Source organism: Lacrimispora xylanisolvens, from assembly GCF_002934545.1.
GTDB lineage: Bacteria > Bacillota > Clostridia > Lachnospirales > Lachnospiraceae > Lacrimispora > Lacrimispora xylanisolvens.
The window spans coordinates 93,740-117,811 of record NZ_PTJA01000002.1; the positions used below are offsets into that span (position 1 = coordinate 93,740).

At 43.3% G+C, this 24,072-nt stretch carries 22 protein-coding genes; 20 read left to right on the forward strand and 2 right to left on the reverse strand.

Annotation, left to right across the window (positions count from 1 at the left end):
- Positions 1–3: 3 nt before the first annotated feature.
- The 10 genes from BXY41_RS03770 to BXY41_RS03815 all read left to right on the forward strand — a co-directional run bounded on the left by BXY41_RS03770 (position 4) and on the right by BXY41_RS03815 (position 11,925).
- Positions 4–1,011 (forward strand): LacI family DNA-binding transcriptional regulator, encoded by a 1,008-nt coding sequence (locus BXY41_RS03770; RefSeq protein ID WP_104434832.1) that lies wholly within the window; start codon positions 4–6, stop codon positions 1,009–1,011.
- 266 nt (positions 1,012–1,277) lie between these two features.
- Positions 1,278–2,645, forward strand: coding sequence for an ABC transporter substrate-binding protein (locus tag BXY41_RS03775; protein WP_104434834.1), 1,368 nt, complete (start codon positions 1,278–1,280; stop codon positions 2,643–2,645).
- A 23-nt stretch (positions 2,646–2,668) separates the two neighbouring features.
- Positions 2,669–3,652: a carbohydrate ABC transporter permease gene (locus BXY41_RS03780; RefSeq protein WP_104435617.1), complete on the forward strand. Its 984-nt coding sequence runs from the start codon at positions 2,669–2,671 to the stop codon at positions 3,650–3,652.
- Positions 3,649–4,494 (forward strand): carbohydrate ABC transporter permease, encoded by an 846-nt coding sequence (locus BXY41_RS03785; protein ID WP_104434836.1) that lies wholly within the window; start codon positions 3,649–3,651, stop codon positions 4,492–4,494. The genes BXY41_RS03780 and BXY41_RS03785 overlap by 4 nt, the downstream gene beginning before the upstream one ends.
- Before the next feature lie 44 nt (positions 4,495–4,538).
- Positions 4,539–5,567, forward strand: coding sequence for a glycoside hydrolase family 130 protein (locus BXY41_RS03790; RefSeq protein ID WP_104434838.1), 1,029 nt, complete (start codon positions 4,539–4,541; stop codon positions 5,565–5,567).
- Positions 5,568–5,580: 13 nt separating this feature from the next.
- Complete coding sequence (locus BXY41_RS03795; RefSeq protein ID WP_104434840.1) at positions 5,581–6,753, forward strand: AGE family epimerase/isomerase; 1,173 nt, start codon at positions 5,581–5,583, stop codon at positions 6,751–6,753.
- Positions 6,743–7,951 carry a glycoside hydrolase family 130 protein gene (locus BXY41_RS03800; RefSeq protein WP_104434842.1) on the forward strand — a complete coding sequence of 403 codons (1,209 nt, stop codon included), beginning with the start codon at positions 6,743–6,745 and terminating at the stop codon, positions 7,949–7,951. The genes BXY41_RS03795 and BXY41_RS03800 overlap by 11 nt, the downstream gene beginning before the upstream one ends.
- Positions 7,932–8,975, forward strand: coding sequence for an SGNH/GDSL hydrolase family protein (locus BXY41_RS03805; RefSeq protein ID WP_104435619.1), 1,044 nt, complete (start codon positions 7,932–7,934; stop codon positions 8,973–8,975). Before BXY41_RS03800 ends, BXY41_RS03805 begins: the two co-directional genes overlap by 20 nt.
- Entirely contained in the window at positions 8,972–10,168 is a 1,197-nt protein-coding gene (locus BXY41_RS03810; protein ID WP_170072202.1) for an SGNH/GDSL hydrolase family protein, read from the forward strand. The genes BXY41_RS03805 and BXY41_RS03810 overlap by 4 nt, the downstream gene beginning before the upstream one ends.
- A gap of 29 nt (positions 10,169–10,197) precedes the next feature.
- Positions 10,198–11,925 carry a phospho-sugar mutase gene (locus tag BXY41_RS03815; protein ID WP_104434846.1) on the forward strand — a complete coding sequence of 576 codons (1,728 nt, stop codon included), beginning with the start codon at positions 10,198–10,200 and terminating at the stop codon, positions 11,923–11,925.
- On the opposite strand, the gene BXY41_RS03820 is transcribed toward BXY41_RS03815, so the two are convergent.
- Both BXY41_RS03820 and BXY41_RS03825 read right to left on the reverse strand, forming a co-directional pair.
- The gene (locus BXY41_RS03820; RefSeq protein ID WP_104434848.1) at positions 11,915–12,607 is read right to left on the reverse strand and encodes a Crp/Fnr family transcriptional regulator; all 693 of its coding nucleotides are present in this window, start codon (positions 12,605–12,607) and stop codon (positions 11,915–11,917) included. The two genes, BXY41_RS03815 and BXY41_RS03820, sit on opposite strands and share 11 nt — an antisense overlap.
- Before the next feature lie 169 nt (positions 12,608–12,776).
- Complete coding sequence (locus tag BXY41_RS03825) at positions 12,777–14,318, reverse strand: polysaccharide biosynthesis protein (RefSeq protein WP_104434850.1); 1,542 nt, start codon at positions 14,316–14,318, stop codon at positions 12,777–12,779.
- Positions 14,319–14,487: 169 nt separating this feature from the next.
- Here BXY41_RS03825 and nifS point away from each other — a divergent pair, with 169 nt between their 5' ends.
- From nifS to BXY41_RS03875, 10 genes are all read left to right on the forward strand, one after another.
- On the forward strand, positions 14,488–15,672 hold the full coding sequence (gene nifS / locus BXY41_RS03830) for a cysteine desulfurase NifS (protein ID WP_104434852.1): 1,185 nt from the start codon (positions 14,488–14,490) through the stop codon (positions 15,670–15,672).
- Between the two features lie 41 nt (positions 15,673–15,713).
- Positions 15,714–16,151, forward strand: coding sequence for a Fe-S cluster assembly scaffold protein NifU (nifU, locus tag BXY41_RS03835; protein WP_104434854.1), 438 nt, complete (start codon positions 15,714–15,716; stop codon positions 16,149–16,151).
- A 15-nt stretch (positions 16,152–16,166) separates the two neighbouring features.
- On the forward strand, positions 16,167–17,246 hold the full coding sequence (gene mnmA / locus BXY41_RS03840) for a tRNA 2-thiouridine(34) synthase MnmA (protein ID WP_104434856.1): 1,080 nt from the start codon (positions 16,167–16,169) through the stop codon (positions 17,244–17,246).
- A gap of 2 nt (positions 17,247–17,248) precedes the next feature.
- Positions 17,249–18,364 (forward strand): N-acetylmuramoyl-L-alanine amidase family protein, encoded by a 1,116-nt coding sequence (locus BXY41_RS03845; RefSeq protein ID WP_432765501.1) that lies wholly within the window; start codon positions 17,249–17,251, stop codon positions 18,362–18,364.
- 146 nt (positions 18,365–18,510) lie between these two features.
- Positions 18,511–19,401 (forward strand): patatin-like phospholipase family protein, encoded by an 891-nt coding sequence (locus BXY41_RS03850; protein ID WP_104434858.1) that lies wholly within the window; start codon positions 18,511–18,513, stop codon positions 19,399–19,401.
- A gap of 45 nt (positions 19,402–19,446) precedes the next feature.
- The gene (locus BXY41_RS03855; protein ID WP_104434860.1) at positions 19,447–19,932 is read left to right on the forward strand and encodes a GNAT family N-acetyltransferase; all 486 of its coding nucleotides are present in this window, start codon (positions 19,447–19,449) and stop codon (positions 19,930–19,932) included.
- A 155-nt stretch (positions 19,933–20,087) separates the two neighbouring features.
- Positions 20,088–20,690 (forward strand): hypothetical protein, encoded by a 603-nt coding sequence (locus tag BXY41_RS03860; RefSeq protein WP_104434862.1) that lies wholly within the window; start codon positions 20,088–20,090, stop codon positions 20,688–20,690.
- A 42-nt stretch (positions 20,691–20,732) separates the two neighbouring features.
- Positions 20,733–22,016 carry a type 2 periplasmic-binding domain-containing protein gene (locus tag BXY41_RS03865; protein ID WP_104434864.1) on the forward strand — a complete coding sequence of 428 codons (1,284 nt, stop codon included), beginning with the start codon at positions 20,733–20,735 and terminating at the stop codon, positions 22,014–22,016.
- On the forward strand, positions 21,994–22,680 hold the full coding sequence (locus BXY41_RS03870) for a response regulator transcription factor (protein WP_104434866.1): 687 nt from the start codon (positions 21,994–21,996) through the stop codon (positions 22,678–22,680). The genes BXY41_RS03865 and BXY41_RS03870 overlap by 23 nt, the downstream gene beginning before the upstream one ends.
- A 4-nt stretch (positions 22,681–22,684) precedes the next feature.
- On the forward strand, positions 22,685–24,070 hold the full coding sequence (locus tag BXY41_RS03875; RefSeq protein ID WP_104434868.1) for a sensor histidine kinase: 1,386 nt from the start codon (positions 22,685–22,687) through the stop codon (positions 24,068–24,070).
- Positions 24,071–24,072: the final 2 nt, after the last annotated feature.

The following is a 24,072-nucleotide window of genomic DNA, read 5'->3' on the forward strand; positions in this document are numbered from 1 at the left end:
TCTTTGGCTAGAATAGTGACGTTAAAAGATATTGCAAACGAATTAGGGACAAGTATTGTGACGGTATCAAATGCTCTTTCCGGCAAGAAGGGAGTCAGTGAAGCTGTTAGAACTCAGGTTATTGAAAAGGCAAGAGAGCTGGGCTATGACAATGCAAAGCAGAATAAAATCCCGCAAGGAAAAGTTACAATAGGTGTGATTGTATCAGAGCAGTATATTGGTATTGGAACCTCTTTTTATTGGACAATGTATCAGCAGGCAGTCTGGGCTGCCTCCACACACAAAGCGCTTACAACGCTTGAGATTATCAGTACTGACCAGGAAAAGAAGCTTGAACCGCCTCGCCTGGCTGCTGACGAAGCAATTGACGGTCTTATTGTGATCGGAAAACTGGAAAAAATATATCTGGATTGTATACTTAAAGTGCTGAAGGTTCCCGTGGTTCTGCTGGATTTCAGATGTGAGGAATCCGGCTGTTCCTCTGTTATGTCCAACAATTATATAGGAATGTATAAAATGACCCGGTATCTGTTAAAGAAGGGACACCGCAGCATCGGATATGTGGGGGAAGTAGAAACAAATGAAAACCTATGTGACCGTTATTTCGGATATCGAAAAGTAATGGAAGAGTGGGGAGTTCCAGTGAATCAGGAGTGGGTGATTGCAGATCCCCAGGTTGTCAGCCAGAAGGCAGCGATATCGCTGCCAAAAACCCTGCCCACGGCATTTGTGTGCTGCAATGATTACGTTGCAGGTTTTCTCTATGACAGACTTTCCCAGTTGGGATATCGCGTTCCGGAAGATATATCGCTGGTAGGATACGATAATTACCTGTACGGGCATTCCCTGGCAAAGAAGCTTACAACTTATAATGTGGATATGAAAGAGATGGCCGCTGTTGCAGTAAAAATGCTTTTAAAAAAGGCAAATGGAAAGTCAGATTATTATAAAATAGTATATTTGGACAGTCAAATCGTGGAAAGGGATAGTGTAAAAAGCATAACAGTATAATTCTAAAATGGGTGGCAGTGTGCCACTCTTTTTTTATTTATGAATAAAAATTTAACTTAAATTAAATAAACTTAAATTTAAGCCAAAATTTAATAAGACAAAGTACATTTAGATAATGGTAATATGTATTGTGCATAAGAATATTACATAAAAATGTGATATATAAACAAAAATATAGGAAAAATGAAAATAAACTTGTGATTAAAATACAAATATGCTAAGATTAATTTAAGTTAAAAAAGATTAAATAATTGGGAGGTTTTATCATGAGGGTAAGATATGGGAAACAACTTCTGGCAATTGTTCTTGCCGGAACATTAACCGTTTCACTGGCGGCCTGCAATAAAAAAGTGGAAAGCAGCGCAGATAAGACAGACACAGCGGTTGTATTTGACCAGGTTAAGCTGGGAGAGCATACAGACTTAAAGGCAAATTTAAAATTTCTGACCCATAAAACAGACATTGTTGACACGACGTTTAAAGAGTATGTTTCAGAGTTTCAAAAAATGTATCCAAACATTAGTATTGAATATGAGGGGATTACCAATTATGCCAATGATATCACCACCCGGCTGACTACGGGAGACTGGGGAGATATCTGTATGATTCCGGTCACGGTAGATAAGAATGAACTTAAGAATTATTTTGTTACCTTTGGAAATTTAGATGAGATGTCAAAAGAATATACAATGCTGTTTAATTACAGCTATGACAACAAGGTATATGGACTTCCATCCATGGGTAATACTCAGGGGATTGTTTATAACAAGAGGATATTTGAAGAGGCTGGGGTGAAAGAGATTCCTAAAACCCCGGATGAATTTTTGGACGCTCTTTCGAAGATAAAAGAACATACAGATGCAATTCCGCTTTATACGAATTTTGCAGCCGGTTGGACCATGACAGCCTGGGATGCTTACATAGATGCATGTGCTACCGGGCAGGCGGATTTTGCCCATGAAGGACGTGTTAAGGGAAAAAATCCATTTGCCGACAGGGGGGACCAGACCGGACCTTACGCCGTATATAACTTGCTTTACGAGGCAGTTTCAAGAGGGCTTACAGAGGAAGACCCCACCACTACAGACTGGGAAGGAAGCAAGGCCCGTTTAAACAGGGGAGAGATTGCCTGTATGGCACTGGGCTCATGGTCTATCGCCCAGATGAAGGCTGCGGCAGAGCATGGGGATGATGTGGCATATATGCCATTCCCGATTTCTGTTAACGGAAAACAGTATACTTCCGTATCCCCCGATTATAATTACGGGATCAACTGCAACAGCTCAGCAGACAATCAGCTTGCCGCAATGCTGTATGTCAAATGGCTTATAGATAAGTCAGGCTTTGAAGTGAGCCAGGGTGGAATTCCGATTAAAGTAAATGCTCAGTTGCCGGATTTTCTGAAAGCCTTTGACGGAGTGGGGCTTCTATATGATTTACCCACACCGGCAGGTGAGGAAACCCTGGGGAATGATGTGAACAATGAATCAGAGCTGGGAGTGAATGTATCCGGCGGTCTGGCTAAAGCTGTGGTAGAAGCAGCAATTAATGGTCAGCCAGGAATGAAAGAGCTGGCTGCAGAGTGGGATGAAAAATGGACGGCTGCACAGGAGAAATGCGGAATTACTCATTGACAGACAGCAAAAGGGGAGATGATATGAACACAAAAAGAGCACCATTTAATTTTTTTAAGTGGATTCAGTCGGGAAAAGTAAACCGCAGGCTGTGTATGGTTACGTTCATGCTCACACCGCTCTTATTACTTCTGGTTTTTACATATATTCCTTTTGTAAAGATGTTTCAATTCAGCTTTTATGATATGAAATACATCGGAGAACGGAAATTCGTAGGTCTTAAAAATTATTCAGAAGTATTTTCCAGAAAGGATTGCTTTCAGGCATTAAAGCTGAGCGGTTACTATATTGCTGCTTCCTTCTTACAGTTGGGAATTGCTTTGTGGTTCGCCTCTATTTTAAGCTTCCGGGTAAAAGGCGGCAGTCTGTATAAAGGATTTCTGTTTTTTCCATACCTTGTTTGCGGAATCGCTGTAGGTTTTATATTCAAATTCTTTTATACCAGGGGATTTGTGCTGGACACAGTTCTTCAGTGGATCGGATTTGATCTGCAATCTCTGCCTTATTGGCTGAAGGATAAGAAAATCAATAACATTTCAATCACCGCCACCTCCGTGTGGCGGTACACAGGGCAGAACATGGTTCTGTTTATCGGTGCCATTATGTCTGTTGACAGTACACTTTACGAGGCGGCGGCCATTGATGGAGCAACAGGTTGGAATAAGTTCCGGTATATTATTTTGCCCAGTATTAAAACAATTATTGTTTTGAATATGATACTGTCAATTACCGGTTCACTCAGTGTTTTTGAACCGCCTTATGTTATTACAGGCGGTGAGTTCGGAACTGGTACCTATTTTGTTATTATGAATAAGCTGGCCCATGAAAGCCAGAAGGTGGGTCTGGCTTCAGCTATGGCAATCGTTCTCTTTGTATTAATTCTGGTGGCAACGCTGCTTCAGAAAGCGGGAGAGTGGTATTTTCTGGGAGTTGGTGATCGGGAGCCAATACGGACCATAAGAAGGCAGAAGCGGATCGTAAAGCAGACAGAGGAGGGCGGAAGATGAGGAAGTTCAATTTAAAGAAAATTATTTGGACAATAGTAAAATATATATCATTGATTCTGGGTTCTGTCATTTCCGTGCTTCCGGTTATTGTTTGTGTAATCACCGCTTTTAAAACGCCGGAAGAATATGCGACCACCAGTGTTATGACTCTTCCGGACAGCTGGCTCTATCTGAATAATTTCATAGAGGCATGGCAGAAAGCAAATATGGGAGTGGCTTTTCGGAATTCGCTGATCATTCTGGTGTGCGTGCTGGCTGGTTCTGTGCTGACCGGATCTATGCTGGCTTATATTTTAAGCCGGTTCAAGTTTCCCGGTAATGGTTTAATCCGCAGCCTTTTTTTGTTTGCTTCCCTGCTTCCCGGAATTGCCATGCAGGTGTCCGTATATCAGATTATGTACAGCCTGGGCTGGATCAACAGCCTGATGGGATACATGATCCTGATGTGCGGTACTGATGTCATGTCCATTTATATTTTCATTCAGTACTTTGAAAATATACCCGTATCCCTGGATGAATCGGCTATTATGGATGGCTGCACCTATTTTGGAGTATATTTTCGGGTGCTCCTGCCACTTCTGAAACCGGCGATCATTACCGTGATGATTTTAAAAGGAGTGGGAACTTATAATGAATACTATGCAGCAAATCTTTATCTTCAGGATAAAAACAGGCTGGTGACAGTGGCAACGTCTCTGTTTAAATTCACGGGGCCTCTTGGAAACCAGTACAATTATATTTGTGCAGGAGTCATAATAACGATGATTCCTGCGTTGACTGTCTTTATCCTGTGTCAAAAACAGATTTACAGTGGCCTGACCCAGGGAGCAGTCAAGGCATAAACAGGAACTGGAGTCATTGCAATACATAAATGGAGGAAACGATCATGAGTGAAGTAAGAATAATTGGGTCACACGTTCCGAATATGCCGTGGCAGGATAGACCGGAGAGAGCAAAAAAATGGATGCCTGTGTGGAGATATGATAAAAATCCCATTATTGAGCGGAATCCACTGGAGGGGGTAGCCCGTATTTTCAACAGTGCTGTGATTCCATATGAGAATGAATTTATGGGAGTATTCAGGGGAGAACAGACAAATGGAGTTCCATTTATATATCTGGGACACAGCAAAGATGGGATTTCCTGGGAGTTTGAACGTGAAAAAATACAGTTTGTTGATGAGAATGGAGAACCATTCATGCCTGTTTACGCGTATGACCCCCGGCTTGTAAAGGTAGAAGAAACTTATTATCTCATGTGGTGTCAGGACTGTTACGGCGCTTCCATTGGGATGGCACGGACCAGGTATTTTAAGACATTTACAAGAATTGAGAATCCTTTTTTGCCTTTTAACAGAAATGCAGTCCTTTTCCCCAGAAAGATCAGAGGGAACTTCATGATGCTTTCCAGACCCAGTGACAGCGGGCATACGCCCTTTGGTGACATTTATATCTCTGAGAGTCCCGATCTGATCTATTGGGGAAAACACAGGCATGTAATGGGGAAAACAGGAGACAGCTGGTGGGAGAATGTGAAGATAGGGGGCGGAGCGGCTCCTATTGAAACCACAGAGGGCTGGTTATTGTTCTATCATGGAGTAACAGGAACCTGCAATGGTTTTGTGTACAGCATAGGCGGAGCAATCCTGGATATTGACAATCCCTCTATTGTGAAATACCGCTGCAGGAATTTTCTTCTAACACCGGAAGAATGGTATGAGGAGCGGGGATTTGTACCCAATGTGACCTTTCCCTGTGCAACAATACATGATTCAGAAACCGGCAGGATTGCAATTTATTACGGAGCGGCTGACAGCTACGTAGGTCTGGCATTTACAACCGTACAGGATGTAGCGGCCTATATAAAAGAACATAGTTGGGTTACGGAAAGTGATACAGAAATAGGATTGCGCTAGAGGAGATAAGCATATGTTAGCGGAGGAAATGAAACAGCACCTCACAAGGGATATCATTCCCTTCTGGGAAAAACTTGAGGATAAGGAGTTTGGTGGTTTTTACGGATATATGGGATATGACTTAAAGGTCCATAAGAAGGCGGTAAAGGGATGTATTTTAAACAGCCGTATCCTCTGGTTCTTTTCAAATGCGTATCTGCTTTTGCAGGAAGACAGTCTCCTTTTTTATGCCAGCCATGCCTATTCATTTCTCAAAGATCAATGTCTGGATAAAGAAAACGGAGGGGTGTACTGGTCCGTGACATTTGACGGACATCCGGAAGAAAAAGTTAAGCATACATATAATCAGGCATTTGCGATTTATGCACTGTCGTCCTACTATGATGCTTCGGGAGACGAAGAGGCACTGGATCTTGCAAAGGCTCTCTTTGAATTGGTAGAGACAAAGTGTACCGATGAATACGGTTATCAGGAAGCCTTTGATGAAGCATTTCATATCATTGATAACGAAAAACTTTCGGAAAATGGAATTGTTGCAGAAAAAACAATGAATACTTTGCTCCATGTATTTGAAGCTTACACGGAACTTTTCCGGGTGAGCAAAGATCAAGATGTAGCAGAGCGGATGCGCTTCATTCTCGATACATTTGCAGAACGTGTCTATAATCGGGAGGCCGGACATCAGGAGGTGTTTTTTGACCGGGAGTGGAATTCTTTAATTGACCTTTATTCATACGGTCATGATATTGAGACCGCATGGCTGATAGACAGGGGCTGTGAGATTCTGGGAGATAACAATTACAAGGATAAGCTGGGAGTAATTACAAAAGAGATCACTGCGAATATTTATAACAGAGCCTATGTGGACTCATCGCTTATGAACGAGTGCTTAAACGGAATAAATGATACCACAAGAGTCTGGTGGGTTCAGGCGGAGGCTGTAGTTGGTTTTTTAAATGGATATGAAAAGAACCATAAGGAACACCAGTATTTGGAAGCAGCAAACGCTGTATGGAACTACATAAAAACGTACTTGATTGATCGACGCACCGGATCGGAATGGTACTGGGCACTTGATCAGGATAGAATTCCATTAAACAGGCCCATTGTGGAGCCGTGGAAATGTCCGTACCATAATGGAAGAATGTGTTTTGAGGTAATAAGGAGGGCGAAGCATGATTCATAGCAGATATTATACAGAGCTTGACAAATACAACCAGCTGATAAAGAAAAAAAACAAAAAAAGCGGATTTTATAATGGTATTATTGACCGATATGAAAATCCGGTACTGACAAGAAATCATGCACCGCTTATCTGGAGATACGATCTTGATGCAGAAAGAAATCCTTTTTTTATGGAACGTCTTGGCATAAATGCAGTCATGAATTCTGGTGCAATTGAAATAAACAATAAATTTTATCTCGTAGCACGGGTTGAGGGAAATGACAGAAAATCTTTTTTTGCTGTGGCAGAAAGCAGCAGCGGAATTGATGAATTCCAATTTTGGGATTATCCTGTTTTACTTCCTGACACCTGCCCCGAAGAAACCAATGTTTACGATATGCGGCTGACAAAGCACCAGGACGGTTTTATTTACGGCGTCTTCTGCTCCGAAAGTAAGGACACAAAAAGCAGTGATTTATCTGCGGCAGTGGCCGCGGCAGGAATTGTAAGAACAAAAGATCTAAAAACCTGGGAGCGCCTAGATAACCTGACCACACTGCATTCACCACAGCAGAGAAATGTAGTTTTGCATCCGGAATTTGTAGACGGAAAGTATGCATTTTATACCAGGCCAATGGATGGGTTTATTGAGACGGGAAACGGTGGAGGAATTGGGTTCGGACTCTGTGAAAATATAGCACATGCCGTGATTGAGGAGGAGAGAATTATCAGCCGTCGGGTCTACCATACGTTGACAGAAGTGAAAAACGGCGCTGGTGCAGTTCCTATTAAGGGAAAGAAAAGCTGGATTCATATTGCTCACGGAGTGCGCAACACAGCAGCAGGACTTCGCTATGTACTTTATGTTTTTGCAACGGATCTAAATGACCCCTCCAAAGTGATTGCCCAACCATCTGGTCTGTTTCTGGCGCCGTTAGGAATGGAACGGGTGGGGGATGTATCTAATGTAGTGTTTACCAATGGTGCAATTGCCAGGGATAATGGTGAAGTTTACCTGTATTATGCTTCCTGCGACACACGTATGCATGTGGCAACTACTACAATAGATCAATTAGAGGATTATGCATTTCATACGCCGGAGGATCCCCTTCGCTCCTCAGAATGCGTATTACAAAGATACCGGATCATACATGACAATTTAAAATTATTAGAAGATAAAGGTGAAAAGGGAGCTGTTTATGAAAATCAACTTGGATGATCGTAAGCTCCAGTACAGCGGGCGAATTGACAATACGGACCCCAGTCGCCCGGTATTTATCTTTCCGGCCAGCTCTCTCTCCTTTACCTTTATAGGAACAGGGGCAACAGTTGTCATAGATAATCAAAGAGCCTATTGGGATAACTACATAGGAATCATTGTGGATGGAGTACAAAGAAAAGAACGTCTTGCGGATACAGGAAGCAGAAAAATCGTTCTGGCTGAGAACCTGGAGGAGAAGGAACACCGTATTATGATATTCAAACGTCAGGATTCCTGCCATATATTTACAATCCAGGAACTGACTCTGACCGGTGCAGGAAATCTGACGGATAGTCTGGTAAGACCAGTGCGCAGGATTGAAGTCTACGGAGATTCCGTATCTGCAGGAGAGGTGTCAGAGGCAACCGCGTATGCCGGAATGGCAGACCCCTGTCACAGCGGAGAGTACTCTAACAGCTGGTATTCATATGGCTGGATAGCAGCCAGAAAATTAAAGGCTGAAATCCATATTATAGCACAGGGAGGAATTGCCCTGCAAAACGGAACTGGCTGGTTCTTAGCACCTCAGTATCTGGGGATGGAAGACGTCTGGAATAAAGTACATTATAATCCTCAGCTTGGAGCTGTCATGGATTGGGATTTAAATAAGTATATTCCCCATGTGGTAATTGTGGCAATTGGACAAAATGACAATAATCCTGAGGATTACATGAAGGCGGATATAGAAGGAGAAAAAGCTCAGCTCTGGCGGTTAACTTATAAAACCTGGATACAGAAAATCCGGGAAAAATATCCCAAGGCGCTCATTATTCTTTCAACTACCATATTGGAGCATAATGGGAATTGGGATGCTTCTATTGGCAGGGTGTGCCGTGAACTTAAGGATGACAAAATTGTTCATTTTCTATACTCAAAAAACGGTGTGGGGACTCCTGGTCACATACGTATCATGGAGGCGGAGCAGATGGCAGATGAGCTATGTGCATTTATAGAAAGTGTATCGGAGGGTGTCTGGGAATGAATGGAAAATTAATTGATGATGGAACGCTGATATCCGGCATGGAGGCTGTGACGGATCAGGAAATAGCAGATAACAGTGTGTACAGTAAGGGAAATCTGTCGCGTCTCATCAATGTTTTTAAGAAAGCAAACAGAGGGGAGTGCGTGACAATTTCTTATCTGGGCGGTTCTATTACCAATGGTTCCAGCGCAGATCCCAAGGAGACCAATTGTTTCGCATACCGAACTACTCAGTGGTGGAAGAAAACGTTTCCTGATGCAAAGATTAACTATGTCAATGCCGGTATTGGAGCCACGGATTCCTATCTTGGTGTCCATCGCGTTGCGCAGGATGTACTTTTTAAGAATCCTGATCTGGTGGTAGTAGAATTTAGTGTAAACGACTATCGCAGCCATAACCAGGAGAGCTACGAAAGTTTATTGCGGAGAATACTTAAGTACAAGACAAAGCCTGCAGTAGTGGCCTTGTGCCTGACCGAGTTTTCACAGGAAGGCCAATGCATTGATTACAGCCAGTACCATAAAATAATAGCAGATCACTATGACGTCTCTGTAATCAGCTATGGAGACGTAGTGGGGGCAAGGCTTGAAAACGGGACGTTACAGTGGAACCAGTTAGGTCCTTCCGATGACTTCACGCATCCCAATAATGCTGGACATAAGATCATATCACGGTGTCTGAACTGCTTCTACGAAAAGGTACTGGAGGATATAAAGAGCCAGAGTGACGGCGATTTCGGTATCTATGAGATGCCGGAAGATACTCTGACTGAATCCAGATATGAAAATGGTAAAATTCTGGATCACCGTTCCGGCAGCATGGATGGCATTTCCATATCAGGCAGCAATGTGTTCAGAGTTACGTTAGAAAATGCTCAGTTTCCATATGGGTGGCAGACTGATACAGGGGCAGATATTACATTTACAATTGAAAATGCCACCAACATTGGACTGATATATTATGGAGGAATGGAAAAGAGCTACGGAATTTTTGATGTATATATGGATGATCGGTATATTGATACCATCGATACATATTTTTATGGAAGCTGGGGAAGCCATGCGGATTATAAGCTGCTTCTGACAGATGGAACCACAGGTCATCATACGGTGCGTATCATGAAAAATGAGAACAGCCAGGGAAATAAATTTATCATTTTGGGATTTACCGTATCAGGGAGCTGTTATGAATAAGCACCAGAAAGAGAATGTGAGAAAATAAGATGGAAGCCAGAAAAGAATATGAATCATGGTGTAAAAATCCATTTTTTGATGAGAGGATTAAAAAGGAACTGCTTGCCATTAAGGATAATGAGACAGAGATTCAGGACCGTTTTTATAAAGAACTGGAATTTGGGACCGGAGGACTAAGAGGTATAATGGGAGCAGGTACAAACCGAATGAATATCTATACGGTCCGCAGGGCAACCCAGGGGCTGGCTAATTATATTATCGGGGAAAAGGGAGAAAATAGAGGTGTAGCCATTGCCTATGATTCCAGGAATCATTCCCCAGAGTTTGCTCAGGAGGTGGCTCTTTGCCTGGCAGCAAACGGAATCGGCTCTTACATATTTGATTCATTGAAACCGACACCTATGCTTTCCTTTGCAGTTCGAAGGCTGGGGTGTATTGCTGGAGTTGTGATTACAGCCAGCCATAATCCACCTGAATACAATGGTTATAAGGTATATTGGGAAGACGGTGCACAAATTACTGCTCCAAAAGATAAGGAAATAATCGGAGAGGTAAAGAAAGTAACGGATTATGCGCAGGTCAGGACCATGAATTTGGAAGAAGCAATTAAAAAGGGTTTTTACCACGTAATTGAAAAGGAATTAGAGGATTGCTATATGGAGGAATTAAAAAAGCTGGTAATTCACCCGGAAATTATTCTTAAACAGCAAAAAAAGCTGAAAATTGTATATACCCCTCTTCATGGAGCCGGTAATTTACCGGTGCGTCGTATCTTAAAAGAACTAGGCTTTGAGCAGGTTTATGTAGTGCCTGAGCAGGAAATTCCGGATGGAAATTTCCCTACTGTAAATTATCCCAATCCGGAAGACAGTAACGCTTTTTCCCTTGCAATTAAGCTGGCAAAAGAGGTGGATGCAGATATTATTCTTGCTACGGATCCGGATGCAGACCGCCTGGGAGTTCATGTAAAGAACGGCGTAAACGGAGAATATGTGTCCTTTACTGGAAATATGTCGGGAATGATTATCCTGGAGTATATCTTATCACAGAAAAAAGACAATTATGAGCTTCTTAAGAATGGGGCAGTAGTAACAACCATAGTATCAGGCAAAATGTCCAAGGCTATTGCAAAGGCTTATGGCGTGGAATTAATAGAAACTCTGACAGGCTTTAAATACATCGGAGAGCAGATAAAACGATTTGAGCAAAGCGGCAGCCATAACTTTTTATTTGGCTATGAGGAAAGCTATGGCTGCCTTGAGGGAACGCATGCCAGGGATAAGGATGCGGTAGTCACAGCAATGGTACTATGTGAAGCGGCAGCTTATTATCAGACACTGGGAAGAAATCTATGTCAGCAGATGGAGCATTTATACAAAAAATATGGTTATTATAGAGAAAATCTCAACACCATCATTTTTAAGGGAATGGATGGTGCAGAAAAAATAAATGGAATATTGGAAGCGATCAGAAAAAATCCTCCGTCCTGCATCGGGACATTTCCAATAATAAAATTCCGTGATTACGAAACCGGAGTGGTAAAAGATTTGAAAAGCAGGGCAGAGTATCCTACATACCTTCCGCTTTCCAATGTTTTGTATTTTGATTTGGCTGACGAGGCATGGTGTTGTATCCGTCCGTCAGGAACTGAGCCGAAGATAAAATGTTATATCGGCGTAAAAGGCTCTGAAAGCTGTGATGCAGCGGAAAAGCTGGCTGGTCTTACCGCTGCGGTAAAAGTCTTAATCAGCAATTAATTCCCTTAAAAAATGCAGACAGGGCATCTCTGTCAGGAATGACAATTTTACCTCTTAAAATACGGACCAGCCCCTGATCGGTTAAATGCTTTAACTGACGGGAAACGGTTTCCCGTCTGGAACCCAGCATATCTGCCAGATAAGTAATGCTTAATTCCATATTGATTAAGGTCCCTTCCTCATGGGGTATGCCGTAATCCTTGGAAAGCCGCCACAGCTTTGCCGCGATCTTCTTTTCCCCATGTATGGAGTTGGAAGTATTTTTTAACTGCCGGTATAAGCGGCGGTTTTTTAAAGCAAGGGAATCAAGAATCAGTTTTGTCAGTTCAAAATCATGACGCATAACCTCTAAAAAATCCATCTTTCCAAAGCACAGAACTACCGATGATTCAAAGGCTTCGCAGTTAATGGAGGCGGGCATATTCTGCAAAACCTCTTCATTCACCATTTCCCCTTTCCCCAATAGAAAAATGGTTTTTCTCTCTCCCTGGGAATTAATCTTATAAAGGGATACGAAACCGGTTACTACTATATAAAGCGTCTGGCTCATTTCTTTATCCCAGAACAGGTGTGATCCTTTTGGAAAACGCCTCAGGCTGCCACAGGCCATCAGTGTCGCAGCTGATTTTTCAGATATGTTTTGAAAAAGCTGGGTACAGGAACAGGCTTCTTTTATATTCATGGGAACCGAATTCTCCTTTTGTATCTTTGTTTGTCAGGTATATGATGTATGCAAGTATTATACAATGCCATGAAATTCAACGCAAGGAGTAGGAAAACATTACTGCCCTGAGGATTTGTTTCATTGTAATAAGATCTTTTTGAGAGCCATAAATCATTGCTTTACACCTTTACTCTTCCCCGTGTTTCATAATGTGAGCTCCAAACAGCAGTACCAGGTAAAAGACACTTAAAATCAAGATATGTAATGCCGTCTTAATAAACAAAGGAAGGCCTCCAAATGGATCCATGAAGGAAAATGCAGCGTAATAGATTCCAATAGCCAGTATCATGAGTGCCGATGGTTTTGCAATCATATCCCACGCATTCCACACAAAATCCACCATTTTCTTCAAAGTCAGAACATGCATGAAAGCCAGCAGCAGTTCACTTGCCAGAGCTCCCACCAGATATGCAAATATTCCCAGCCGGGGGATACCAAAAAGCACAAACAGGAGCCGGAGAGTCATGGCAATGACGTTCTGGGTAAACGTGATGGAGGTTTTCCCCAGTCCGTTTAAGATACTTCCCATGGTGGTAGCCATGTAAAGAAATGGGCAGAGCCATGCCAGCACAGTCATATACTGTCCGGCAGAACTGTCTTTAAACACACTGACTCCCAGATCATTGCCGAATAAAGTAAATATACCAATGCAAAGAATTCCTACATACATACAGTAACGAAGGGACATGGAAATCGCCGTTCCGATCCGTTTCTCATTCCCCTCAGACTGGGCTTCTGCCACGGTAGGCAGTAATAGTACTGCCAGGGAATTAAATACAGTGGAAGGGAACAAAATAAAAGGCAGTGCCATTCCGGTCAAAACACCGTATACAGAAAATGCGGCCGAATCCGAAAGACCGGACATCTGCAGTCTGCTGGGAATGAGTATGGCCTCTGCACTGGCAAGAATATTTAATACCAGCCGGTTTCCCATAAGAGGAACTGCCAGGTGAAGGAGTCCCGGAGCCGTTTCACTGAAATGGGAGGAATCATAAGCAAAATCTTTGGCCATTTTTGGCGGGAAAAAGCGGTAGGCAAAAACCGTAAAGAGAGAAGAGGCAATCTCCCCGATTAAATGCCCCATAACTGCCAGCTGGACAGTAATGGTAATTCCTGACTGGATCATAATGTCAGCAATGAGGAAAACAGCGCCGATTCTGATGATCTGCTCCATGATCTGTGCCAATGCCGGAACGGAGGGACGCTGCATACCATAATAGTAACCGTTGATACAGGCATGAATCGCCGCGCAGGGAACCGATACGGCAAGGAAAGTAAGTAATGGCGCGCAGCGAGGTTCCATCAAAATAGAACTGGCAATAAAATCCTTAAACTGAATAATAAGATAAGCAAGGATCATGGAAATAGCCACTGAAATGATGAGACCGCTGCGAAAAACAGAACGGCCTTTCTTCACATTAGCGGCTACGGACTGGGAGATGGCGGTCTGAATGGACCCTGCACAAAGGGCAAAGCAGATTCCAAAAACCGGATGAATCAGATTAAAAATACCCAGACCCTCAGCTCCAATGGTACGGGAGAGGAAGATCCGGTAAAAAAAGCCCAGCACCCGTGTGATAAGCCCGGCTGACGTCAGAAGAAGGGTGCCGGTCAGAAGCGCATATTTTCTTTTTGAAAGTTTTCTGGGGATCTTTAGAGAATCATTCATGAAATCTCCTGAAAAAGAGAATTATTATAAATATATGGAAATTGTTCTTTCTTCATGACACAATCATAATGAGAATCATTCCTATTGAATTTCTAGGAAATGTGTGTATAATAGGAAATGTAGATGAAGCTTTTAACTTTAGAACTACAGAAAGGCGGAACTAACAAATATGAAACAACTGATTTATTTAGACAACGCAGCGACGACCAAAACCAGACCAGAGGTCGTAGAAGCCATGCTGCCTTACTTTACGGAATATTATGGTAATCCATCTTCCGTATACGAATTTTCCGGTATCTCAAAGAAAGCGGTTCAGGATTCCAGAGAGATCATCGCAGGTTCTCTTGGAGCCAAGACGAACGAGATTTATTTCACAGCCGGCGGTTCTGAATCCGACAACTGGGCTCTCATCGCAACAGCAGAAGCCTATGCAGACAAAGGAAAACACATCATTACCAGCAAAATCGAGCATCATGCCGTGCTTCACACCTGTGAATATCTGGAGAAACGCGGTTTTGATATCACTTATCTGAATGTAGATGAGAATGGTTCCATAAAGTTAGACGAGCTGAAAAAAGCCATTCGCCCTGACACCATCCTCATTTCTATCATGTTTGCCAATAACGAGATCGGCACCATTGAACCCATTAAGGAAATTGGTGAGATAGCAAAAGAGCATAAGATCCTATTCCATACGGATGCAGTTCAGGCATTCGGTCATGTGCCCATTAACGTAGATGAATACCACATTGATATGTTAAGTGCCAGCGGTCATAAGATTAACGGACCAAAGGGAATTGGATTTTTATATATCAGAACAGGCGTTAAGTCCCGTTCCTTTATTCATGGCGGCGGCCAGGAAAGAAAGCGCCGTGCAGGAACAGAGAATGTAACAGGAATCGTAGGTTTCGGAAAAGCGGTTGAGCTTGCAGTCGCAGGAATGGAAGAGAGAACCCGCAAAGAAACCGAGCTTCGTGAATATTTAATGGAACGTGTCATGAAAGAAGTTCCATACACCAGAATTAACGGCAGCAGAAAGAGCCGCCTTTCCAATAACGTAAATTTTGCCTTCCAGTTTATTGAAGGTGAATCCTTACTGATCATGCTGGATATGAAAGGAATCTGCGGATCCAGCGGTTCAGCATGTACTTCCGGTTCCTTAGATCCGTCTCATGTACTTCTGGCAATCGGTCTTCCTCATGAGATCGCTCACGGTTCTCTCCGTCTGACCCTTGATGAGGTAAACACCAGGGAAGAGATGGATTATGTGGTGGAAGCCATTAAGGAGATCGTAGCAAAACTGCGCAGTATGTCACCTCTTTATGAGGATTATATCAGACATCAGGGAAACTAGTACAAGGTAGAAGAATTACCAGAAAGTGGAGATTATAGAATATGTATACAGAGAAAGTTATGGATCATTTTGAACACCCGAGAAATGTGGGTGAAATAGAGAACGCCAGCGGCATGGGTACAGTTGGTAATGCAAAATGCGGCGATATTATGAGAATTTATCTGGATATTGATGACAACCAGATTATTCAGGATGTGAAATTTAAAACATTTGGCTGCGGTGCAGCGGTTGCTACCAGCAGCATGGCAACAGAGATGGTAAAAGGAAAATCAGTTCAGGAAGCTATGGAGGTTACCAATAAGGCTGTATGTGAGGCACTTGATGGTCTGCCCCCTGTAAAAGTCCACTGCTCCTTACTGGCCGAAGAAGCAATCCATGCTGCGTTGTGGGATTATGCAACCAAGCATGACATTAAGATTGAAGGCTTGGAGAAGCCGAAGTCTGATATCGGCGAGGAAGAAGTAGAAGAAGAATATTAATGGAAATGGAATACTATGAGTAAAGCGAAAGTAGTAGTTGGAATGTCAGGCGGCGTGGATTCTTCCGTTGCAGCCTGGCTGTTAAAGGAACAGGGCTATGACGTAATCGGCGTGACCATGCAGATCTGGCAGGACGAGGATAACGTGACCCAGGAAGAGAACGGAGGCTGCTGCGGGCTCAGTGCCGTGGACGATGCCAGAAGAGTTGCCTGGGATCTTGGAATTCCTTATTATGTTATGAATTTTAAAGAAGAATTTAAATCACAGGTTATCGATTACTTTGTAGAGGAATACCAGAGAGGACGGACTCCCAATCCCTGTATCGCCTGCAACCGCTATGTCAAGTGGGAGTCTCTTTTAAAGCGGAGTTTAGATATTGGAGCGGATTATATTGCCACAGGTCATTACGCCCAGATCGACCGGCTTCCAAACGGCAGATATGCCCTTAAGAAGTCAGTGACTGCAGCAAAAGACCAGACCTATGCTCTTTATAACTTAACCCAGGACCAGCTGGCCTGCACTCTGATGCCGGTAGGTGCCTATTCCAAGGATCAGATCAGGGCAATTGCTGACCAGATTAATCTAAACGTCGCTCATAAACCGGACAGCCAGGAGATCTGCTTTATACCGGATCATGATTATGCCGGATTTATTGAAGAGAGCGCAGGAGAGCGGGCCCCGGAAGGCAATTTTGTAGATCTGGATGGTCAGGTTATTGGACGCCATAAAGGAATCACCCATTACACCGTTGGGCAGAGAAAAGGGCTTAATTTATCCCTTGGCTACCCGGTTTTTGTTGTGGAGATACGGCCTGAGACAAATGAAGTGGTGATTGGAACGGGAGAGGATGTCTATTCTGACACTCTTCGCGCCGGTCATTTAAACTGGATGGCAGTTGACGGTCTTCATGGAGAAGAGATGGAGGTAATGGCAAAGATCCGTTACAGCCATAAAGGCGCCCCCTGTACCATAAAAGAGGTGGAGGACGGCGTGGTGGAATGCAGATTTGAGGAGCCGCAAAGAGCGATCACTCCCGGACAGGCTGTGGTATTTTACCAGGGCGAATATGTAGTGGGAGGAGGAACCATACTGTGATAATCAGAAAAAAATTATTAAGGTGGATGGTTCCTACCGTCCTGCTTTTTTGTCTGTTTCTGCTTTCCGGCTGCGGGAAAAAATATGAAGCCATACAGACTCCTGCAGTGGAAGAAGCCAAAGGAGAATTATCCCAGGAGGCTGAAAGTGCTCCTGTAACCATTGAAGACGATACGGAAAAGACGGCGGAAAAAAGCTCTCACGAAGCTTCTGTGACGAAGGAGACAGCTCCTGAGTTTCAAAAAGCAGATGAGACGGTTTATGTGACAGGCAGCGGAGTGAATGTCAGGACACAGCCATCTTCTTCCGGCCAGATAGCAGCCTCTCTTAATCAGGGAACAGCTCTGAAGCGAACCGGATACAGCCAGAGCTGGAGCCGTGTTATCTATGAGAACAAAGAATGTTATGTGTCTTCCCGTTATTTATCCAAGGACAAGCCGGCGGATAAGGCGGCAGTCACTCCTTCCGTATCAGGAAGCGGGAACGGAAAGCTCATTGCCATTGATCCGGGACACCAGGCAAAGGGTAACTCGGAAAAGGAACCCATCGGACCAGGATCCTCTCAGATGAAACCAAAGGTGGCTTCCGGAACCCAGGGTGTGGCTACGGGCATACCGGAATATAAGCTGACTCTGGATGTCTCCCTTAAATTAAAGCAGGAGCTGCTGAACCGGGGATATCGTGTTTATATGATCCGGGAGACCCATGATGTGAATATCAGCAATGCAGAGCGTGCCAATATGGCAAATGAAAGCGGAGCGGATATTTTTGTAAGGGTTCATGCTAATTCATTAAACGACAGCTCTGTAGCCGGAGTCCTGACCATGTGTCAGACTTCTAAGAATTCTTATAACGGCAATCTGTACGGTAAAAGTTCCGCTCTTTCTAAAACAGTGGTAAACGGGATCAGCAGCCAGACCGGATTTAAAAACCGGGGGGTACAGGAGACCGATTCCATGAGCGGAATTAACTGGTGTAAAATACCGGTAACCATCGTGGAGATGGGCTTTATGAGTAATGCAGAAGAAGATAAAAAGATGGCCACCGATGAATATCGGGACAAGATTGTAAAAGGAATTGCAGATGGAATCGATGCCTATTATGCAGGCGGGAATTAAATCGATATAAGATGCCGGAAAGTAAGAGGGGAACCCCTTCTGCTTTCCGGCTTTTGGCTGTCTTCCTTCCTCCTGCCAGGTCATAAATGAACGGAAAAAAGCATACATTTTCCTGAAACGTTTCTTCAGGCAAGGAGAAGAAAAACATGGCGGATTATGGGCTTGCGTTAGCAGGAGGGGGAACCAGAGGAGCGGTTCATGTAGGCGTTCTTACGGCGTTAGAAGAAAACGGTCTTTTGCCCACCCAGGTTGCAGGAGCCAGTGCAGGAAGTATTGTGGCTGGATTATACGCATCGGGAATGGATATTGGAAAAATGAGAGATACAGTGAGATGGCTGGCAGCCCACGGAGAAAATTATATTGATCCAAATATAATCGGTGTCATTTTGTTTCTGCCTCAGGTGCTGCTACATAGAAAGACATCTTTAATGGGCTTAATTAAAGGCAACCGGCTTTCTGATTTTCTCTGCGATTTAACCGAAGGGATAGAAATACAGGATTGTAAGAAGGGGCTGTTAATTCCGGCAGTGGATATTAACAGCGGGAACACGGTTGTATTTACAAATCTCTTTCAGGAAAAGGTTCCTATGTCAGCACTTCGGGAAGAAAATGTGAGGTGGCAGAAAAACGGGCTTTTATGCGACATTATGATGGCAAGTTCTTCTGTTCCGGCAGTATTCTGTCCAAGACAGATTAATGGCTTTATGCTGGTGGATGGGGGAGTGACCAACAATCTTCCGGTAGACTTACTGATTTCAACGGGAGTATCAAACGTCATTGCGGTTGATATTGGGGAAGCGTATGAAATGCCAAAGGATCATTCCATCATGGAGATTTCGTTCCATTCATTCTCCATTATGAGCAGGGAGTTAAAGGACTGCCGTTCCAGCGGTGAGATTCTTCTGTTAAAGCCCCCCATCCCCAAAGGGTCTGGGCTTTTAACCTTTGAGTTTATGGAGGAATGCATGGAAAGCGGATATCTGTATACGAAAAAAATGATGCCGCGGATTAAGCATATTCTGGAAAAAATAAAATAAATACGGTATACTGTATAAAAATACATTTACAAGAGGAGAAATAAAATGGAACTGACCTTTCGATATGCACAGGAATCGGATACGGCACTGATTCTGGAATTCATTAAAGCACTGGCAGATTACGAGAAAATGTCAGATGATGTGGTTGCTACAGAAGAGCTTTTAAAGGAATGGCTGTTCGGGCAGAAAAAAGCAGAAGTAATCTTCGCACTTGCAGATGGGAAAGAAGTAGGGTTTGCGTTGTTTTTCCATAATTTCTCCACATTCCTCGGCAGAGGCGGAATCTATCTGGAAGACTTGTTTGTAAAGCCTGAATACAGAGGGAAGGGAATTGGAAAAGCCATTTTTAAGAAGTTGGGCGCCATTGCAAGAGAACGTGGCTGTGGAAGACTGGAGTGGTGGTGTTTGGACTGGAATCAGCCCAGCATCGACTTTTATCGTTCCATGGGAGCAGTGGCAATGGATGAATGGACGGTATACCGCATAGCCGGTGAGGGTCTGAACCGACTGGCAGATGGTGGCGAAAAATAAAGGGATCAGAATACAGGAAGCCAGGGAGCGTTATCATGAAAACGCTCCCTTTTTTATTTGGAAAAGAATCATGAAATTGTAATGTCTTTGTAACCAATTTTATTTCATTACAGGTTATACTGCTATTGTAAGAAATAAATTCCAAGGAGGATATCATGAGACGTATCATGGGGAAAAATAATAAAAAACAAAGCAGGAGGCTGCTGGCTGCATTGTTGCTTTTTAGTATATTAGGAGTAAGCGGGTGCAGTATAAAACAAACAGACAGGACAGCTGGTAGTAGGAACGAGTCCACAGTCCCTTCCATAACCCAGACTGAGGCTGCAACGGAAAGTTCTACGGCTGCAGAAATCACTACAGCTGCAGTCACAACGTCAGCAGAAAATGAGTCAGCCCGGTTAGACCGTTACATTGGTTTGCTGGGTCTTACAAAAGAGGAACTGGTGAATAATCTGGGCGAAGAACCGGAGAAGATTGACGAGGGGGGGCTGGAATTTAAAAAAGCCGGAATCCGCATCTGGTTTGATCAGACCAACTACAAGACAGCAGAACAGATCTTTGTCATGGATCCGGATTTTGATATTCATGGTGTGAAACTGGGAGAAAAAATTGACAAATTTAAAGAAGTATTAAAAGATCCGGTCAGCGACCGGAACGGCGATGCTCATTTTAAATATAACGATATCTATCTGTCCATTAACTACGACACAAACACCCAGGTTACCTATGGATTGTATCTGCTGAAAAATGATTTTTGACTTCAGGAGCACAGCAGCTTTAAAAGAGACGGAGAGACAGACATGAAGAGAAATAATAAAAATATCCTGTTGCAGACAGCAATCGCAGCAGCAATGGCCGCGTACTTATCCGGATGCAGTTATTCCGGCAATCAGGCGGGGTTCATACAGCAGCCCAAAGCGGACAATTCTAAAGAAGAAGACCTTACACAGAAAATAAAAAGTATTCTGCCTGCAGGCGCTGAATATTTAACGGCTGATCATTCAGATAAGAAACAAAGCATCGTTCTTGATGACATCAATCAGGATGGAAAACAGGAAGCGCTGGTTTTATATCGGGATACCAGGGATAATAAGCAGGCACATTTTCTGATATTACAGGAAAAGGAGGGGCATTACGAAAAAATATGGGACCAGGAGACAGGTTTTACCTCTTTTGATTCATTTGAAGTGGTGGATTTAGAGGAAGACGGAAAAAAGGAGATTATAGCAGGCGGACAGATTTCCGGACCGGAGAGCCCAAAGCAGCTTTTCATCTATGAGCTTAATCAGGATCAGCTCGTGCAAAAAGAAAACAGAAGTTATGAAAAGCTTTTAATCAGGCAGTTTGGAAACAGTCAGACCCTTTCTATATTTTTATTAGACGGAAAAATAGAGGAAGAACAGAAAGCAGAACTGTTTTCCTATGAGGCAGGTCAATTGATATCCCGTTCCAGCGTGGAGTTAAATCCCCAGGCAGTCCCGGAACATATCACAGCCGGACTTCTGGCAGATGGGGCAGATGCCGTCTTTATTGACAGCGGACTGGGTGCCCATTCCATGTTAACGGAAATTCTTGGAGTGAAAGATGGGAAACTGATAAAAATCGGAGATGACAACGACAGTACTCTGATGAAGGCATATCCCCTTTACAGCAGAGATATTAACGGAGACGGTGTGATTGAGGCAGGAGGAATGTATATACCAGACGGGTATGAAGATGCTGCTATGGCTGAAATTCCATTTATCCAGGTTTATTATGACTATAAGCTGGATGGATCAAAAACGGCTGTTGAGGAACGTTATGCAGAAGAAGGACAGCATTTTTATATTACCATCCCTCCCGATTTATACGGTAAGATCACCATAAAACCATTGGATCAGGGTGTACAGCTTGTAACCGTTTCAGGGGGAGAGACCGTGTTTGAAGTGAAATGGGCAAAGAAAGATGATGCTGGACAGCACGGCACCGTTTTGGGAAAGACAAACGATACGATCTATTATACTGAGTTAAAAGATGAACTGCCTATATCCAAAGACCAGTTTCACCTGGTGGGGGAGGAAAATGAAAGCAATACTGGTAGTTGAGGATGAGTTGTCCATCAGAAGCTTCATCTGCCTGAATTTAAGAAGAAAGAAGTATGAGGTTTTAGAGGCAGAGACCGGAGAAAAGGCTCTTGAATTGTTTGCTTCCAATCCGGTGGATGTGGTGTTACTTGATCTCATGCTCCCAGGTATGGATGGATTTGCTGTCTGTGAGAAGATGAGAGAGTTAAGTCCTCTGGCAGGAATTATTATGTTAACTGCACGTTCCCAGGAAGAGGATAAGATAAAGGGACTGATTCAGGGAGCCGATGATTATATCACTAAACCATTCAGTATGACAGAGCTGGAGGCCAGAATCATTTCTCTTCTGCGCCGTATGGATTTGAGATCCTCTGATCAGGAGGGGACAAGGCTTTGTTCCGGACCATTTGAGCTGGATTTTGAAAAGAACCGGTTATTAAGAAAAGGTGCTGCCGTGAAGGTGACGCCAACGGAGTTCAGCCTCATTCAGTTCTTTATCAGAAATAAAAACAGGGTTTTTACCAGAAACCAGATTTTAGATCAGGTGTGGGGAGAAAACTATGTGGGAGATATAAAGGTGGTTGATGTTAACATCAGGCGGATCCGAAGAAAGATTGAAGATGACCCGGCAAGTCCAGTGTATCTGTGTACGGAATGGGGATATGGATATATATGGAAGGAGTGATTGATTGAAACGGAAAGTAATGGCCTATTTTATGATAATCATCCTTCTTACACTGGGACTTGTACTGACAAGCTTTGGCATTGGTGTAAAAAAATATTTATATCAGCAGATATCAGATACCTTTGAACATTATGCCCAGGCGGTTGTTCCTGTTTGGGATGGCCAGTCTGATTCCCGCCCGTTTGGGCTGTCGGATTTCAGTGACCAGATTATTAAAAACTATACGTTTCAGGGTGCAGATTTAGAGCTGCTAACCAGGAGCGGACAGATGATCCAGTCTTCAACCGGATTTTACAAAGACCGAAGTTACTGGGTAGATTCCCAGGTGCCTGGCGGAAAAACTGTTTACAGGGTGGAAAAAAACGGTCAGACGAAAGAACGGATTATGGCTGTATACACGCCTTTATTGTATGAAGAGCAGGTAGTGGGAATATTAAGATATACCACCTCTTTAAATCCGGTGGACAGCACCATTTTAAGAATTTTCTCTTATGCACTGCTCACCTGTACTGCAATAGCAGCCATTACTTTTTTTGTCAGTCTTCATCTTGGAAATTCCATTGTAAAGCCACTGGAGGATATTATCTCTTTAACAGGAAAAATGGCAGAGGGAAATTACCGGGAGAAAATTAAGAAGCAGTATCCTTATGAGGCTGGAGAGCTGGTAACCATATTAAATCATATGGGAGATGAAATTGGAAAAGCGGATCAGTTGAAAAATGATTTCATTTCTTCCATATCCCATGAGCTTCGCACTCCTCTGACAGGAATTAAGGGCTGGGTGGAAACCATGAGAGAGCCTGAGGGGTTACAGGAAGAAGAGATGGAATTTGGTCTTAAGATTATTGAACATGAAACCCAGCGGTTGATCACCATGGTAGAAACCCTGCTTGACTTTTCCCGATATCAGTCGGACCGGGTGACTGTTTCATTTCAGCGGCTAGACATAGAAAAACTGGTTATGGAAGCAGTGTTTCAATTGCAGAAAAAAGCAGAAAAGAAGGAGATACAGCTTGTGACCAGCACAGCTTTTTCAGAAGTTTACGGAGATGGCGATAAACTGAGACAAGTACTGCTGAATGTAATAGATAATAGTATTAAATTCTCAAACGAGCACAGTACCATTTACGTGGATCAGAAAAAGGAAACGGATTGGGTTACAATTACAGTCCGTGATTCTGGAACAGGGATCAAACCAGAAGATCTTTCTTACGTGACCAGATCCTTTTATAAAGGAGAGGATCAATCAGCTGGAGAAGGGATTGGTTTATCCATCTCCCAAAAGATAATGGAATTACATGGAGGAAAACTTGAAATAGAAAGCGAATATGGAACAGGGACCACGGTTACCATTTTCATTCCCGAAAACCATTCCATGGACTGCTCATAAAA